Origin of the sequence: Bradyrhizobium sp. NC92, assembly GCF_025200865.1 — a bacterium.
Classification (GTDB): Bacteria; Pseudomonadota; Alphaproteobacteria; order Rhizobiales; family Xanthobacteraceae; genus Bradyrhizobium.
Window position 1 is genome coordinate 818,016 of record NZ_CP104171.1, and the last position, 15,788, is coordinate 833,803.

The 15,788-nt window shown below is 65.1% G+C and carries 17 protein-coding genes; 8 read left to right on the forward strand and 9 right to left on the reverse strand.

The features are described from left to right. Positions 1-131: 131 nt before the first annotated feature. The 7 genes from N2602_RS03820 to N2602_RS03850 all read right to left on the reverse strand — a co-directional run bounded on the left by N2602_RS03820 (position 132) and on the right by N2602_RS03850 (position 5,396). Complete coding sequence (locus N2602_RS03820) at positions 132-692, reverse strand: group 1 truncated hemoglobin (protein WP_260381814.1); 561 nt, start codon at positions 690-692, stop codon at positions 132-134. A 287-nt stretch (positions 693-979) separates the two neighbouring features. After that, positions 980-1,750 (reverse strand): TIGR02186 family protein, encoded by a 771-nt coding sequence (locus tag N2602_RS03825; protein WP_212259447.1) that lies wholly within the window; start codon positions 1,748-1,750, stop codon positions 980-982. Further along, a complete protein-coding gene (locus N2602_RS03830) occupies positions 1,747-2,664 on the reverse strand; it encodes a sulfite exporter TauE/SafE family protein (protein WP_172786673.1) in 918 nt (305 codons plus the stop codon). Before N2602_RS03830 ends, N2602_RS03825 begins: the two co-directional genes overlap by 4 nt. Before the next feature lie 199 nt (positions 2,665-2,863). Then, positions 2,864-3,811 carry a transporter substrate-binding domain-containing protein gene (locus tag N2602_RS03835; protein ID WP_260381815.1) on the reverse strand — a complete coding sequence of 316 codons (948 nt, stop codon included), beginning with the start codon at positions 3,809-3,811 and terminating at the stop codon, positions 2,864-2,866. Between the two features lie 89 nt (positions 3,812-3,900). Beyond that, entirely contained in the window at positions 3,901-4,491 is a 591-nt protein-coding gene (locus N2602_RS03840) for an SCO family protein (RefSeq protein ID WP_260381816.1), read from the reverse strand. A 24-nt stretch (positions 4,492-4,515) separates the two neighbouring features. Continuing rightward, positions 4,516-4,710: a hypothetical protein gene (locus tag N2602_RS03845; RefSeq protein WP_172786676.1), complete on the reverse strand. Its 195-nt coding sequence runs from the start codon at positions 4,708-4,710 to the stop codon at positions 4,516-4,518. A gap of 164 nt (positions 4,711-4,874) precedes the next feature. Next, positions 4,875-5,396, reverse strand: coding sequence for a hypothetical protein (locus N2602_RS03850; protein ID WP_172786677.1), 522 nt, complete (start codon positions 5,394-5,396; stop codon positions 4,875-4,877). Positions 5,397-5,663: 267 nt separating this feature from the next. Between N2602_RS03850 and N2602_RS03855 the strand changes: the two genes are divergently transcribed. The 7 genes from N2602_RS03855 (at position 5,664) to N2602_RS03885 (ending at position 13,284) form a co-directional block, all read left to right on the forward strand. Next, the gene (locus N2602_RS03855) at positions 5,664-7,322 is read left to right on the forward strand and encodes an FAD-binding dehydrogenase (protein WP_260381817.1); all 1,659 of its coding nucleotides are present in this window, start codon (positions 5,664-5,666) and stop codon (positions 7,320-7,322) included. A 15-nt stretch (positions 7,323-7,337) separates the two neighbouring features. Next, positions 7,338-8,243, forward strand: coding sequence for a PHB depolymerase family esterase (locus tag N2602_RS03860; RefSeq protein ID WP_260381818.1), 906 nt, complete (start codon positions 7,338-7,340; stop codon positions 8,241-8,243). Positions 8,244-8,378: 135 nt separating this feature from the next. Continuing rightward, positions 8,379-8,729, forward strand: a complete 351-nt coding sequence (locus N2602_RS03865; RefSeq protein WP_130363611.1) for a RidA family protein — start codon at positions 8,379-8,381, stop codon at positions 8,727-8,729. A 113-nt stretch (positions 8,730-8,842) separates the two neighbouring features. Continuing rightward, positions 8,843-9,208 carry a nuclear transport factor 2 family protein gene (locus tag N2602_RS03870; RefSeq protein ID WP_260381819.1) on the forward strand — a complete coding sequence of 122 codons (366 nt, stop codon included), beginning with the start codon at positions 8,843-8,845 and terminating at the stop codon, positions 9,206-9,208. A gap of 77 nt (positions 9,209-9,285) precedes the next feature. Continuing rightward, a complete protein-coding gene (locus tag N2602_RS03875) occupies positions 9,286-11,871 on the forward strand; it encodes a ligase-associated DNA damage response DEXH box helicase (RefSeq protein ID WP_260381820.1) in 2,586 nt (861 codons plus the stop codon). Positions 11,872-11,913: 42 nt separating this feature from the next. After that, positions 11,914-12,585, forward strand: coding sequence for a ligase-associated DNA damage response endonuclease PdeM (pdeM, locus tag N2602_RS03880; RefSeq protein ID WP_172786682.1), 672 nt, complete (start codon positions 11,914-11,916; stop codon positions 12,583-12,585). A 267-nt stretch (positions 12,586-12,852) separates the two neighbouring features. Beyond that, positions 12,853-13,284 carry a hypothetical protein gene (locus N2602_RS03885; protein WP_036041807.1) on the forward strand — a complete coding sequence of 144 codons (432 nt, stop codon included), beginning with the start codon at positions 12,853-12,855 and terminating at the stop codon, positions 13,282-13,284. A gap of 116 nt (positions 13,285-13,400) precedes the next feature. Here the strand turns inward: N2602_RS03885 and N2602_RS03890 are convergent, their stop codons facing one another. Continuing rightward, positions 13,401-14,177, reverse strand: coding sequence for a DUF2865 domain-containing protein (locus tag N2602_RS03890; protein ID WP_260381821.1), 777 nt, complete (start codon positions 14,175-14,177; stop codon positions 13,401-13,403). A 247-nt stretch (positions 14,178-14,424) separates the two neighbouring features. Then, positions 14,425-14,988, reverse strand: coding sequence for an orotate phosphoribosyltransferase (pyrE, locus tag N2602_RS03895; RefSeq protein ID WP_036014130.1), 564 nt, complete (start codon positions 14,986-14,988; stop codon positions 14,425-14,427). Positions 14,989-15,159: 171 nt separating this feature from the next. On the opposite strand from pyrE, the gene N2602_RS03900 reads away from it, so the two are divergent. Continuing rightward, positions 15,160-15,786, forward strand: coding sequence for a glutathione S-transferase family protein (locus tag N2602_RS03900; RefSeq protein ID WP_260381822.1), 627 nt, complete (start codon positions 15,160-15,162; stop codon positions 15,784-15,786). Positions 15,787-15,788: the final 2 nt, after the last annotated feature.

Here is a 15,788-nt window from a genome sequence, read left to right on the forward strand (position 1 = left end):
TCAACATCGTCGTTGCGAGCGCAGCGAAGCAACCCAGAATCTTTCCGCGGAGGGACTCTGGATTGCTTCGCTGCGCTCGCCGTCTCGGCCTTGCCGATGAACGCCGTTGATCACGACCTCATAGCGATGCTTCAACCGCGCTTGGCTTTCGATACGTAACCGGCGGTGACCTCATCTTTGTGGCTGGCGAACGCAGCCAGTACTTCGGTCTTCTCGCGCTTCGGGACCTTGGCGAAGTCAAGTGTCCGTCCGAGTTCAGCTGCGACCTCGTCGAATTCCGCCGGAGAGATCAGCAAGGCCCGGTGCGCCTCCTCAAGGCCAAGGGGCGTCGTCCCCGGCCTGGTGGCCTTGAACTGGAACGGCCCGCCCGAAACGTCACAGACCCAAAGTGTTCGCATGAACTTGAGGCCAGGCAAGCGTTTCAGATTCTTGGTGTGCCATTCCCTCAACTGCGGATTTTTGGACTTCTGGCCGACGATGGGGTTCTTTACGACCGCGTCGCTGAAGTGATCCACGACCGCTGCAATGGCGAAAACGCCGCCAAGTCGTTCATACAGACTTTGATCCGGAGCGGTTTGCTGGGCCTGCGCATGCGCCTGATTGGCTCCAGCCAAGGCCACGGGGGCGGCTGTCAGCGCCAGGCCTGCGACCACGCTTCGTCTGCTGATGGAAGTCGAACGAGCCCTTGCCATTTGTACCTCCTTACCGGGTTTCGTGAGGCATTGCGGCACCAGCATCGTCCCGTCGAAACCGCGGCCGTGCGCACACTGCGTGCCGGGCGGCCTTGTCGGTATTTGCCGTGCTCCCCATCGGATGGTTCGGAATGGAAATGGTTCCGGAGAAATTTTGCGCGGGATGCAAACCCATGCGCCGGCAGGTGACTCCGAAAATGTCCGCTCCGGGGTCACAAGCAGTAATGCGCTGGCGGTTCAAGAATTTCCGTTCGGCCCTCGGGACATTCCTCTTACGAGCACACGGCCTAGTCCTTCCTGAACACGATCGAGGCCATCCACCCCGTCATCAGCGCCATCGCCACGGTGGCGAGGCCGTAGATCAGGCCGTTCTGCCGTGCGGTGGTGGCGACGAACTGCTCGAAGCCGACCTTGACGATCTCGAACGCGGTCTCGGTCTTGCCGATGAACGCACCGTTCGCGAACAGCTTGATCTCGACCTCATAGGTGCCGATCGGCACCTCCGCGGGCAGCGGAATGCCGGTACGGAACAGCGTCGGGGTCAGGAACGTCACCGCGCTTCCGTCTTCGCGATAAAGCCCGCGCTGGGTGCGCAGGCGAATGAAAGCCGAGCGGAACGCATCGTTCGGCACCACGTCGGCAAAGTCGCCGCTGACCCGCTGGGTCAGCAGCACGTTGTTGAGCCCGATCTGCTGCCGCCGCGCGATCTCGGGCGAGGTGATGGCGTCGAACGGGCGGTTGGCGAACAGCGCGAGATAGCTCGGCACCTGCAGGAACTGCCGGTAGTCGGTGTTGATCCAGATGCCGAAGGTGCGCTCCTTCCGCCGCGTCACCATCTCGGCGCGCGGGCCCATCACGGTGACGACGAGATCGTAGGCCGTGCGGTCCGCCGGCGTCGTCGCATCCTTCTCCACCGAGCCGAACAGCACCAGCTCCTCGCCGGAATAGTTCGGCGTCACCGTGACGCGGTGGTTCGAGACTGACACGATCAGCCGCTCGGCCCGTGCAGCGCCGCCGAGCAGCAGGACAAGGACCATGGCGAGAAGTGTGCGCTTCATCCGCTCACTCCGAGCTCACGGATGGTGAAAAGATCCGAGGGCTGGATCACCAGCTCGATCGCGAAGCGGACGCCGACCGAGAGGATGAGCAAGCCCAGCAGCAGCCGCAGCTGCTCGCCGCGGATCTTCTGACCGGCACGGGCGCCGAACTGCGCGCCTGTGACGCCGCCGACCATCAGGATCAGCGCCAGCACGGCATCGACCAGGTGATTGGTCGCCGCGTGCAGCATGGTCGCGAACAGCATGGTGACGAGGGTGAGGACCATCGATGTCCCGATCACCGTCGAGGTCGGCACCCTCAAGAGATAGATCATGATCGGCACCAGGATGAAGCCGCCGCCGATGCCCATGATGGCGCCGATGAAGCCGATCATGGTGCCGACGATCAGCACGGGGATCACCGAGAGGTAGATTTTCGAGCGCTTGAACCGCATCTTCAGCGGCAAGCCGTGGATCCAGTTGTGCGTGCGCCGCGGCGGCACCGCGCCGCGCCGGGTCCGCATCAAGGCGCGCAATCCTTCCGAGAACATCAGGCTGCCGACCGTGGTGAGCAGCACGACGTAGGAGAGCGCGATCATCAGGTCGAGCTGGCCGTGCGCGCGCAGCTGGGTGAAGGTCCATACGCCGAGCGTCGTGCCGGTCACGCCGCCGCACAACAAGACGCTCGCCAGCGCCGGATCGATCGCGCGCCGCCGCCAATAGGAGAGGGCGCCGGAAAACGAGGAGGCCGCGATGTGGCTTGCCACGGAGGCCACCGCGACCGCCGGCGTGATGCCGATGAAGATCAGGAGCGGCGTCATCAGGAAGCCGCCGCCGATGCCGAACATGCCGGAGACGAAGCCGACCGCCGCGCCCATGGCGAGCACCAGGAAGACGTTGACCGGAAGATCGGCGATCGGGAGGTAGAGCTGCATTGAACCTGCGCACCGGCGAGACGGGTCGACGAACGCGCCAATGCTCGCGGAAAGGACGGAACGATTGCCGCGTCCCTCAATAGCGGAATTCGCTGGCGGGCGGGACCGGAATTTCAGGCGTGGTGAACGGGCGTGAGAAGCGCGTGCGGATATCCGCGATCGTCCCCACTCCATGCCGCAGGCGCGGAGAGGCGAAAGATCAGAACGGACTGACCGAGAAATAGCGCAGCCAGAGATCGGTATAGCGGCCTTTTTCCCAGATCCGGAACATCGCCCAGTTCAGGGCCTGGCGCAGCACGTCGTTGCCCTTGCGCACGGCGATGCCGATGCCCTCGCCGAAGAAACGGCTCTCGACGAAGGGACCGCCGGAGAAGGCGCAGCAATCGGCCGAATCCGTGCCGTTGATCCAAAACGCCAGCGAGATGGCGTCGCCGAAGATGAAGTCGACCTCGCCCTTGCGCAGAGCTGCGCGCATCGCATCGTCACTGGAATAGGCACGAAGCTCGGCGTCGGTGAACATCGCCTTCAGATACGCCTCGTGCGCAGAGCCGGCGATGACGCCGACCTTCTTGCCTTCGAGATATTCGGGGCGGATCTCCGGCATCACCGCATCCTTGCGCGAGACGAAGCGCGCCGGCACGCGGTAATAGGGATCGGTGAAGTCGACGCGGGCGCGCAGCTGCGGGCTCACCGCCATGGAGGCGATGATGGCATCGCCCCGGTTGGAGGTGAGCGCGTCCACCAACGTCTCGAACCGCCGCATCTGCACCGTGCAGGTGACCTTGATCTCCTCGCAGAGCGCGCGGGCAAAGTCGACGTTGAAGCCGGCCGGATTGCCGTCGGCGCCGGTAAAGTTGAACGGCGGATAGTCGGTCTCGGTCAGGAAGCGGATCACGGTCAGGCGCGACAGGTCCGGCCGCTCCGGCCGCCGGCGCGGGTCCCAGAACCCGGGCACGGCCTGCGGGGCGGCTTGGGGTGCGGCTTGGGGTGCGGTTTGCGGCGTGGCCTGAGGTGCCGCGGGCGGTCGCTTGGCGGGGGCTTGCGCGCTCGCCTCGGTGAGACCGCCGAGCAGACAAAGGCCGGCCGCCAGCCCTGTTAGCAAGCCACGGACAGATTTGAACGATTTCGCCTGTTGCGATGGAGCCATCGGCCGAAGGAATGATTTTCGTCGGGATCGGTGGGCCTTATAGACCATCCGTCCGGGAACGCGAGCGCCGATTGTGGCCAGGGTGAGGCTCAGAGATAGCGCTTCAAATCAACCGCCGCCTCTTCCGGCGTCCGCTTCAAATTGAACGGCGAGACGAACCTGCCGTCGCGGTCCATCAGGTAGATCAGCGCGGTGTGGTCCATGGTGTAGTCGCCGTCCTTGGTCGGGACCTTCTTGGCATAGACCCGGTAGGAGGTGATCACCTTGGCGGTCTCGGCGGGGTCGCCGGACAGGCCCTGGAGATGCGGATCGAAGCTCGACAGGTAATCCTTCATCGTTGCCGGCGTGTCGCGCTCGGGATCGACCGAGATGAAGATGGCATTGACCTTGTCGGCGTCCTTGCCGAGCGCGCGCAGCACTTCCGAGATCTCGAACAGCGAGGTCGGGCAGACGTCGGGGCAATGGGTGTAGCCAAAGAAGATCAGGGTCGGCTTGCCCTTCAGGCCCTTGTCGGTGACCGCCTTGCCGTTCTGGTCGGTCAGCTGAAACGGGCCGCCGATCGCGGCCGGCTGCGCCACCTTGCTGACCCCGCCCATGGCCCAGAACATGATCAGGAGCCCGACGACGAGGCTTGCGGCGAAGGCGGTCGCGATCACCAGCGGGCGGGTGGCGGAGCTCATGGGCGGAAAACTTCCTGTCGCAGGTCAGAAGCAGGCGGCGAAGCCGGTCCTGATCATTTCGAAGAACACCTGGCTGCCATAATGGAACCAGAGCGCCAGCGCACCGATCACGGCGAGACCGCCGATAGCCGCGCCAGCCCACAGCAGCACGGATGGCATCCGCCCGGCAGTGGGCGAATTGTCCGATAGCCGATGTGATGGGTGCAGCGGTTGAGCCATGACAACGATCGGGACGAAGGCCCCGGTTCCCTGGCTTTCAGATAGGCTTTACGCCCCCTGCGGGCAAGACGCCGCCAGCAGGCAAGGCGCCGCCAGCAGGCAAGGCGCCGCCAGCAGGCAAGACGCCGCCGCCAGCGCCACAGGGGGCCGTCAGGCTGCGGAGGTCAGTGAAGGAGCTGGCCCCGAGCAGACTCAAGTTGCTCCGCCTGCGGAAGCGACCGGCGCGACGGCTTGGCCGTCGAAGCCTGCGCGTCCAGGTAGCAGGGTTTGTACATGGCCTCGAGCTGCTTGCCCCTCAGGAACAGCATCCGCGGGGTCAGGCCGCCCCGCTGGCCGATCCAGCGCCTCACCTGCGAGGGATACATCGCATAGAGCATCTGGGTTGCTTCGGGATTGGTGACGGCGCGGCCGTTGGCGCCGAAATCCCAGGCGGCGTGGAAGCCGAGCGTTGCGTGCGAGGTCACGCAGATCCGGTCGTGCGGGATGGCACCGAGAACGATCGTGCAGGCCGAGGCGCAGAGGCCGTCGATGATGACCGTCTCGCCCGATTGCCTGAGGTCCTGGTATTTGTCGACGTAGGTTCCAATCCGGCCGCCGCGGTCATCCGCGATCCGAACCACCGCGTGAGAAGCCCCCATGCCCGCGATCAAGAGAACCGCCGCAAGCAACCCCGTCAGAAACTTCATTGTCCCCCGCCCCAGTCGAATTCGAATCTGCGTGTCCGGTGGTGATGCACGGCTAGCGTCTGTCGTAACCAAGGTTTTGTCTAGGCAGGCCTGCTGGCCCAAAACAAATTCAAATCCAGTGTTGCGTTCGCGCTGCACCCCGCCGGTCTCTATCCCAAAGTGGAACAAGTTAACGAGGTCTTACGCGCCATACCCTTGATCTCAGTTGCAACCGCTGGCTTCAATCCGGGCAATTACCGGGAGAGACTCATGGAGGGGGAGAAGCGCATGGCTGAGGAAACCGACGTCATCGTCGTCGGCGCGGGACTGTCGGGGCTCGTTGCCGCCACCGAGATCGCCGATGCGGGCAAGCGCGTGATGGTCGTCGACCAGGAAGGCGAGCAGTCGCTCGGCGGCCAGGCGTTCTGGTCGTTCGGCGGATTGTTCCTGGTCGATTCGCCGGAGCAGCGCCGGCTCGGCATCAAGGACTCCTACGAGCTCGCCATGCAGGACTGGCTCGGCACCGCCGGCTTCGACCGCGACGAGGATTTCTGGCCGCGCCAATGGGCCGAAGCCTATGTTGCCTTCGCGGCCGGCGAGAAGCGCGGCTGGCTGCGTGCGATGGGCCATCGCTTCTTTCCCGTGGTCGGCTGGGCCGAGCGCGGCGGCTATGACGCGATGGGACACGGCAATTCGGTGCCGCGCTTCCACGTCACCTGGGGCACCGGCCCGGGGATCGTCGAGCCGTTCGAGCGCCGCGCGCGCGAGGCGATGAAGTCTGGCCGATTGATCTTCAGATTCCGCCATCGCGTCGATGCGCTCTCTATCACCAATGGCACGGTGGACGGCGTCAGCGGTGTCGTTCTTGCGCCTGATAATGCAGAGCGCGGCAAGAGCTCCTCGCGCAACGTGGTCGGCGACTTCGCGCTGAAGGCGCAGGCCGTGATCGTCGCCTCCGGCGGCATCGGCGGCAACCACGAGCTGGTGCGGCAGAACTGGCCGGAGCGGCTGGGCGAGCCCCCGAAATTCATGATCTCCGGCGTGCCCGAGCATGTCGACGGCCGCATGATCGGTATCACGGAAAAGGCCGGCGCGCGGCTGATCAACCGCGACCGCATGTGGCATTACGTCGAGGGCATCCAGAACTGGAACCCGATCTGGCCGCGCCACGGCATCCGCATCCTGCCGGGTCCCTCCTCGACGTGGTTCGACGCTACAGGCACGCGGCTGCCGGCGCCGCTGTTCCCGGGCTCCGACACGCTCGGCCAGCTCAAATACATCATGTCGACCGGCTACGATTATTCCTGGTTCATCCTGACCCAGAGCATCATCAAGAAGGAGTTTGCGCTGTCGGGCTCGGAGCAGAACCCCGATCTGACCGGCAAGAGCTGGCGTATGACACTTCGCCGCGCCACCAACAAGGGAGCGCCGGCGCCGGTGGAGGCGTTCAAGAGCCATGGTGTCGACTTCATTGTCCGCGACAAGCTCGATGAGCTCGTTGCGGCCATGAACAAGCTCGCCGGCAGCGATCTCCTCAAGCTCGAGCACATCAGGATGCAGATCGAGGCGCGCGACCGCGAGATCGCCAATCCCTACGTCAAGGACGCGCAGGTCATGAACATCCACAATGCGCGCCGCTATATCGGCGACAAGCTGATCCGCACCGCTTCCCCGCACCGCATCCTCGATCCCGCGCATGGGCCGCTGATCGCCGTGAAGCTCAACATCCTCACCCGCAAGACACTGGGCGGCTTCGAGACCGATCTCGACTCCCGTGTGTTCGGTGACGAGGGACGCGTCATTCCCGGTCTCTACGCCGTCGGCGAAGCCGCCGGCTTTGGCGGCGGAGGCGTGCATGGTTATCGATCGCTGGAGGGGACTTTCCTGGGCGGCTGCCTGTTCTCAGGCCGCAATGCAGGCCGGGCCGCCGCCAAGGCGGTGGGCTAGGTGGTGCGGCGGTGGATGTGCATCGGGACGCTGATCGCTGCATTGGCGGCAGCTTCAGCTGCATCCGCCGATACGATCGACGTCAACGGGGTGAAACGCTCCTACACCGCGCAGCTGCCGGCCAAGCGGCCCGCACCGCTCGTGATCGTGCTGCACGGCAAGACCCAGCGCGGTGCCGACATGGTGACGCGGACGGCCTGGCCGCAGGTTGCCAGGCGCGAGGGCCTGGCCGTGGTGTTTCCGGACGGGCTCAACAACGCATGGGCGGACGCGCGCACGAAGGCGGGGCCTGCCCTGCGCGGACCACCGGCGGGCACCGATGACGTCGCCTTCATCGCAAAGCTCGTCGAGAAGCTAGTGGCCGACGGCACGGCCGATGCAAAGCGCGTCTTCGTCGCCGGCGTCTCCAATGGCGGCGCCATGGCGATGACCTTGGCCTGCGCGCGTGCCGATCTGTTTGCGGCAGCTGCGAGTGTGATCATGAATCTCACCGATGAAGCTGCCGTCACCTGTCATCCGTCGCGGCCGCTGCCGATGCTGCTCATGAACGGGACCGCCGACCCGCTGGTCCCTTATGAAGGCGGGCGCGGATCGAGCTATTTTGCTGCAGACGGATTCTGGTCGACGGACGAAACGCTGGCGTTCTGGCGCAGGCTGAATGGCTGCGAGACCGACGACGCCGGGATGTCCGACATGCCCGACACGGCGCCGGCAGACCAGTCCACAGTGACGCGGATCGGCTCGCGCTGTCCGGCGGGGCACGACGTCGTCCTCTATCGCATCAACCATGGCGGCCACCGCATGCCAGGCTTCGCTCCGGATGCCCGCTTCCCAAAAGTGGCCAGGAGCCTGCTCGGATCGCAAAATGGCGACATCGACGGTGCCGAAACGATCTGGACCTTCTTCAGTCGGTTTCCGTGAACGACACACATGCATGTTGGCCAACGCATGCATGCAGGGCTGCGCATGAGTGCCGGGCAACGCATGCGTGCTAGGGCTGGCACAGTGCAAATCGCTGGGCTAGACAGGGCCGCCATTCCAGTCAGGAGATCCCCAATGAGCATTCAGCGTTTTGAAACCGGCCCGCGCATGAGCCAGGTTGTCGTGCACGGCAACACCGTCTACCTCGCCGGCGTTGTCGCCAATAACGCGGCCGGTGAAAGCGTGACCAAGCAGACCCAGGACATCCTGAAGACGATCGACGGCCACCTTGCCAAGGCCGGCACCGACAAATCGAAGCTGCTCTCGGCCACGATCTACATCACCGACATGAAGACCTTCGGCGAGATGAACGCGGTGTGGGACGCCTGGGTCTCGCCCGGCAATACGCCTGCGCGCGCCACCGTCGAAGCCAAGCTGGCGGCCCCGCAATACACCGTCGAGATCATGGTGACGGCAGCGAAGTAATTTTTGCGAAAACTTCACGCGCGTTGATGACCTCCGAGGTAATCGATCAACGCGCGTGAACCTTCGATAGTCACGGTCAGCCGGACAACACGGCGCCATCGAAGGAGAGCACCATGACCGATCCCGTCACCATCGCCCGCCGCTACATCGAGCTCTGGAACGAGCGCACTGCTGGCCGCCGCCGCGAGCTGCTCAGCGAAAGCTGGACGACGGATGCGAGCTATGTCGATCCCCTCATGAAGGGCGACGGCCAGGACGGCATCGAGGCGCTGATATCAGGCGTGCAGCAGCGCTTTCCCGATTTCAAATTCAAGCTGATCGGCGAGCCCAATGGCTACGGCGACCACATCCGCTTCTCGTGGGGACTTGGTCCTGACGGCGTCGACAGCCCGATCAAGGGCACGGATTTCGCCCTGCTCAAGGACGGCCGGATCAGGAGCGTGACCGGATTTCTCGATCAGGTGCCGGCCGGGGCGTAGACCTCGGGCCCTCCTCGTGCAGGCGGGGAGGGCGGCCCCCCTCGACGAAGCCATCCCTACGCCTTACCTGTCATGCCGTGCCGCCCCGTATCCTCCAAACATCGGCCGAGCCGGCCGCGCTGCTGCCGGATCGCTTCCAGGCCTGGTTCGCAGCCCGCGGCTGGTCGCCGCGCGTGCATCAATTGGCACTGCTGGAGAAGGCGCGCGAGGACCGCTCGGCCCTGCTGATCGCACCGACCGGTGCCGGCAAGACGCTGGCCGGATTTCTGCCGACGCTGGTGGAGCTGTCGGCGCAGCCGGTGACGCGAGACGCGGGCGCGAAGAAGAGCCTCGTCTCCACCGGCCGCAGCGTTCAGCGCAGCGGCGGCCTGCATACCCTTTATATTTCGCCACTCAAGGCGCTCGCCGTCGACATCGCGCGCAACCTCGAGCGTCCCGTCGCCGAGATGGGCCTGCCGATCAAGGTCGAGACCCGCACCGGCGATACGCCGGTCTCGCGCCGCCAGCGGCAGCGGCGCTATCCGCCTGACGTGTTGCTGACGACGCCCGAGCAGCTCGCGCTGCTGCTCTCCTCCGATGACGCGCCGTTTCTGTTTTCCGCCCTGAAGCGCATCGTGCTCGATGAGCTGCACGCGCTCGTCACGTCCAAGCGCGGCGATCTGCTCTCGCTCGGGCTCGCGCGATTGTGGCGCCTCGCCCCGCAGATGCGCGCGATCGGCCTGTCGGCAACCGTGGCCGAGCCGGAGCAGCTCGCGCGCTTCCTGGTGCCGCAGCCCGACGGCAAGGAGCGAGCAGCCGACATCGTCCTCGCCGGCGGTGCCGCGCCGCCCGTGGTCGAGATGCTCGACACGCGCGAGCGGCTGCCCTGGGCCGGCCACAGCGCGCGACACGCGCTTCCTGAAATCTACGAGCTGATCAAGGCCAACAAGACCACGCTGGTCTTCGTCAACACCCGCAGCCAGGCCGAGATGCTGTTCCAGAATCTCTGGAGCATGAACGATGACGGTCTTGCCATTGCGCTGCATCACGGCTCGCTCGACGTCGCCCAGCGCCGCAAGGTCGAGGACGCCATGTCGGCGGGCCGGCTGCGCGGCGTGGTCTGCACCTCCTCGCTCGACCTCGGCGTCGACTGGGGCGACGTCGATCTCGTCGTCAATATCGGCGCGCCAAAAGGCTCTTCGCGCCTGATGCAGCGCATCGGCCGCGCCAACCACCGCCTCGACGAAGCTTCCCGCGCGGTGCTGGTGCCGGCCAACCGTTTCGAAGTGCTGGAATGTCGCGTCGCGATCGATGCCATCGCCGAGAATGCGCAGGACACGCCGCCCTTGCGCAACGGCGCCCTCGACGTGCTGGCCCAGCATGTGCTCGGCTGCGCCTGCGGCGAGCCGTTTTTCAGCGACGAGCTCTATGGCGAGGTCCGCACCGCAGCGCCCTACGCAAGTCTGTCGCGGCAGGATTTCGACGATGTCGTCGATTTCGTTGCCTCCGGCGGTTACGCGCTGAAGACCTATGAGCGCTTCGCCCGCATCAAGCAGGACAAGGAGGGACGCTGGCGCGTCGCCAATCCAAAAGTGCGGCAGAGCTACCGCATGAATGTCGGCACCATCGTCGAGGACGACATGCTGAAGGTGCGGCTGGTGCGCTCGCGCGGCGGCGGGACAGGATCCACGGGCGTGATCGCGCGCGGCGGCCGGCTGCTCGGCGAGATCGAGGAGGCCTTCATCGAGGGCCTCTCGCCAGGCGATACCTTCGTGTTCTCGGGCGAGGTGGTGCGCTACGAGACCCTGGTCGAGGACCAGGTCTATGTCTCGCGCGCGCACGACAAGGACCCCAAGGTGCCGTCTTACATGGGCGGCAAGTTTCCGCTCTCGACCTATCTCGCCGAGCGCGTCCGCCGCCTGCTCGACGACGGGCGCGCCTGGGGCGGCTTGCCGGAGCAGGTGCGCGACTGGCTGTCGCTGCAGAAGGATGTCAGCAGAGTGCCGGCGGTCCGCGAGCTGCTGGTCGAGAGCTTTCCGCGTGCCAACAAGCATTATCTCGTGTGTTATCCCTTCGAGGGCCGCCTCGCGCATCAGACCCTCGGCATGCTGCTGACGCGGCGGCTGGAGCGCGTCCGCGCGCGGCCGCTCGGCTTCGTCGCCAACGAATATGCCGTGGCGATCTGGGGGCTCGGCGATCTCTCTTTCATGATCCGTCAGGGCCGGATCGACCTCAACGCGCTGTTCGACCCTGACATGCTCGGCGATGATCTCGAAGCCTGGCTCGCCGAATCGGCGCTGATGAAGCGCACCTTCCGCAACTGCGCGATCATCTCCGGCCTGATCGCGCGGCGCCACACCGGCGAAGAGAAGAGCCGCCGCCAGGTGCTGTTCTCGACCGATCTCGTCTACGACGTGCTGCGCAAGCACCAGGCCGATCACGTCCTGCTCCGCGCCGCGCGCGCCGATGCCGCCACCGGCCTACTCGATTTGCGCCGCCTCAGCGACATGCTGATGCGCATCCAGGGCCGTATCACGCTCCGGGAACTCGACCGCGTCTCCCCGCTCGCGGTGCCCGTGATGCTGGAAATCGGCCGCGAGTCAGTTTATGGCGAAGCTGCAGACGAGCTTTTGGCCGAGGCCGCCGACGAGCTTGTCAAAGAGGCGATGGATAGAAGCGGGTAAGACGTGACGGCAGGCGCGCAGGTATCGGGAGATGTCGAGGACATGCGCGTTTCCAGAGTCACGATCAGCGATGTAACCTTCGCGGCCGATCTTTCCGGCGCGTTGTTCTGGGACGAGCAGCGCCTGCTCGTCGTCTCCGACCTGCATCTGGAGAAAGGCTCGAGCTTCGCGATGCGCGGCGTGCTGCTGCCGCCTTACGATACCATCGCGACGCTTGGCCGGCTCGCTGCTGTCATCTCCCGCCATGATCCGCGAGTAGTCATCGCGCTCGGCGACAGTTTTCACGACCGCAGCGCGCATGAGCGCTTGTCGGCCGAGGACCGCGACGCGGTGGCCGCACTCCAGACCGGCCGCGACTGGATCTGGATCTCGGGCAATCATGATCCCATGCTGCCGCGCGATCTCGGCGGCACCATCGCGGATGAAGTGGCGATCGGCCCGATCACCTTCCGCCACGAGCCGACCGGCGCATGCGGCGAGATCGCCGGCCATCTGCATCCGAAGGCGCGTGTCTCGGCGCGCGGTCGCTCGATGGAGCGCCGCTGCTTCGCCAGCGACGGGTTGCGCGCGGTCATGCCTGCGTTCGGCGCCTATGCCGGCGGCCTCAGCATCCGCGACGCTGCCTTCGCCAGGATCTTTCCGAAGAACGGCTTTGTCGCCCATCTCCTCGGCGACCGCCGTGTCCACGCCATTGCGGCGTCGCGTTGCTATTGAGGCGCCCGCCGAATTAGGACAGCAGTACGACCGGTATTTTTCCGGAATCGCGAAAGCCCGTTGTCGGTTTTAACGTCACGCTTGCCGGGGCTGGATTTCATCCCGAACAAGATTGCAACCGGCAAGGGGTCGCCTCGGGCGGCCCCTTTCGATTCCGCATACACCTGGAACAAATTAAGAACACTTTAGCAAGTCTTTGATATATCATTGTGATTCGGTATCTAGCCGACACAATATCTAGCGTTTGTCAGACTCCGCGAGGACTACATGTCCACCATTGCCTTCGACCAGTTTGCCCTCACCCGGATCGCCGATTTCGCGCGCTCGCTGTCGCGGCTGCATCAGGCCGCGCGGCGCCAGAGGGTCGACGATGACCAGTTCGATCGCGAGTTCAACGCGGTGTGTCAGTCGATCTGGGGCTACACCATCGACGATGTCAGCGACGATCTGTTCTCGCCCGAAGATCATCTGTTTCTCGACACGCTGGACGAAGCGCATGCGCGCATCTTCGCGGCCGAGCAGGGCTATGACCTCGTCGGCGATCAGGGCATGCTGACGGACTGGTGGGGTTTCTGCTGGATGATCCTGGCCGAGAAGCGCGGCCTCCTGACGCCGGAAAACCGCGCCGCCGCGCGCGCGGCGATCGAGGAGAAATATCTGGCGGCGCCGAACGTGATCGGGGTGATCATCGGGAGGTAGTGCCGCAAACTCCGTCATTGCGCGTAGCGAAGCAATCCAGAATCTTTCCGCGGAGGGATTCTGGATTGCTTCGTCGCAAGGACTCCTCGCAATGACGGCTCAGATGCAGGTGAGGCTTAATCCAACCCCGCCCGCTTCGCCGGCTTCGCGGTCGTCTTCGGCACCGTCACATCCGGCAGTGCCTCGCGCACGATCTCGTTTGACGCCGGCGCATCCGCCGACACCGTCTCTGCCCGCACCGGCGCCACCTTCATCTCGCCGAGCCGCGCGCGGACCTGGGCAGTGAGGCCGGGGTAGGAGGCGACCGGGGTGAATTCCGCAGCCTGGTCGTTGCCGACGCGGATGCCCGTATAGGCGACGAGGCCGTCGGTGGTGGCGATCACGTCACCGGCTTTCAGCGAGGAATCCAGGGCAAGATCGACCGGAGCGAGGCCGACCGGCTCACGGCCGTTGCAGGTGCAGTCGGCGCGCAGCGCCTTGCGATAGGCGAACGCATTCTCGCTTTCGGCGTAACGCTCGCCGGTCTGGGAATATGCGCCCTCGATGCTGGAGCCGAAATAGACTTTTGTCGCGGTGGCAGGACAGAATGCCTGACACATCTGCGCCGGCGAAACGAGGCCTCGCATCAGCGGGAAATATTTGCCGTCGCAGCTGCGCACGCAGAAGGCAGGTCCCGAGCCGCCGGCCGCGGCCGAGCGGGTCGGCGGGACATATTGCGGAGAGGCATTCTGCTGGCTGCCGAAGGGATCTACGTAGGAGTTCGCCTGCTGCGGCACCTCGCGCTGCGGCCGCTGCTGCTGCAGACCGCCGAAGAGGAAGTCGAACAGGCCTTCGGCCGAAACCGGAGCCGGAGTTGCGAGCAGCGGCGCTGCCAGCGTGGCGGCCACAAGCATCGCGCGACGCCGCCGGCGCGCATGGGACATGACTGTACGCAATGCTTACTCCACCCGACGCTACTGAACCGGCTGGGACCGAGAGGTCTCAGCACACGATTCACCATAAAGCGGGATGGTAAATGAGCAGTTGAGCGGAGGCGGTTTCAAGACGAGGCGGTGGCCTCTTTAAGGCCGGGCCCAGCTTTGGACGGATGGTGGCTTCCGGGGCACACTGAGGCATGACGGCGGAGAAATTTCCGCCACTTCACCCCTTCAAAAATTCCGACGCCTTGTACAGCGAGCGGAACGGCAGGCCGGCCGCACCGAACGTGTCGGTGGCGCCCTCTTCGCGGTCGACCATGGTCAGCACCAGCACGACATTGGCGCCGGCCTCGCGCACGGATTCCACCGCCTTCATCGCCGAGCCGCCGGTCGTGGTGACGTCCTCGACGATCACGACGCGCTTGCCGGCCAGCGTCTCGCCCTTGGGCAGGCCCTCGATCGCGAGCTTGGCGCCGTGCTCCTTCGGCTTCTTGCGCACGAAGAAGGCTGCGATCGGATGGCCCTTGATCCAGGAGATCTGCGCCAGCGCGCCGGCGAGCGGCACCGCGCCCATCTCGAGCCCGCCGATGAAATCGAGCTGGTCGTCCTTGAGCGCCTCGTAAGTCAGCTCGGCGAGCAGCGTCGCTCCCTCGGGGTCGAGCATGGTCGGCTTGAGGTTGAAGTAGAAATCGCTCTTGCGGCCCGACGCGAGCGTCACCTCGCCGCGGCCAAATGAGCGCCGGCGGATGATTTCGAACAGGCGGGCGCGGGAGGCGGATTTCGACACGGCGGTCCCTCGAACAGCGTTTTTGGAGGAGGCGGAATTTATCCGCGACCGGCGCGACATTCCAGAGGGGGCGTCTCCCGTCAACAGGGATCGGCCATCCCGGTCCGCCGGTTGTGAGGGTGCAACCTTCTGGAGTAGTTCAGGGGGCACGCCTCTTGGGAAGGACACGGAATGACCATCGAGCTCTACACCTGGAACACGCCGAACGGCCGCAAGATTTCGGTCGCGCTGGAGGAGATGAGGCTGCCCTACAAGGTGATCCCGGTGAACATCACCAAGGGCGAGCAGATGGCGCCCGAGTTCCTCAAGCTCTCCCCAAACAACAAGATCCCCGCGATCGTCGACCCCGAGGGCCCCGACGGCAAGCCCGTCAGCATCTTCGAATCCGGTGCGATCCTGCTCTATCTCGGTGAAAAGACCGGCAAATTCCTGCCGAAATCGCTTATCCAGCGCATCCCGGTCTACGAATGGCTGATGTGGCAGATGGGCGGCTTCGGGCCGATGCCCGGCCAGGTGCACCATTTCATCGCGCTCGAGAACGAGCAGGACCGGGCCTACGGCTTGAGGCGCTTCATGGCCGAGACGCGCCGGCTCTATGGCGTGCTCGATCGTCGCCTGGAGGGGCGCGACTTCGTCGCCGGCGATCTCTCGGTTGCCGATTTTGCCATCCTGGGCTGGGCCTGGCGCCATCCTCGCCACAAGGTTGATCTGGCCGACTTCCCCAACGTCAAGCGCTGGTACGAGGCCCTGATGGCCCGGCCGGGAGTGAAGCGCGGCATGGAGGCGAAGCTGGATTGATC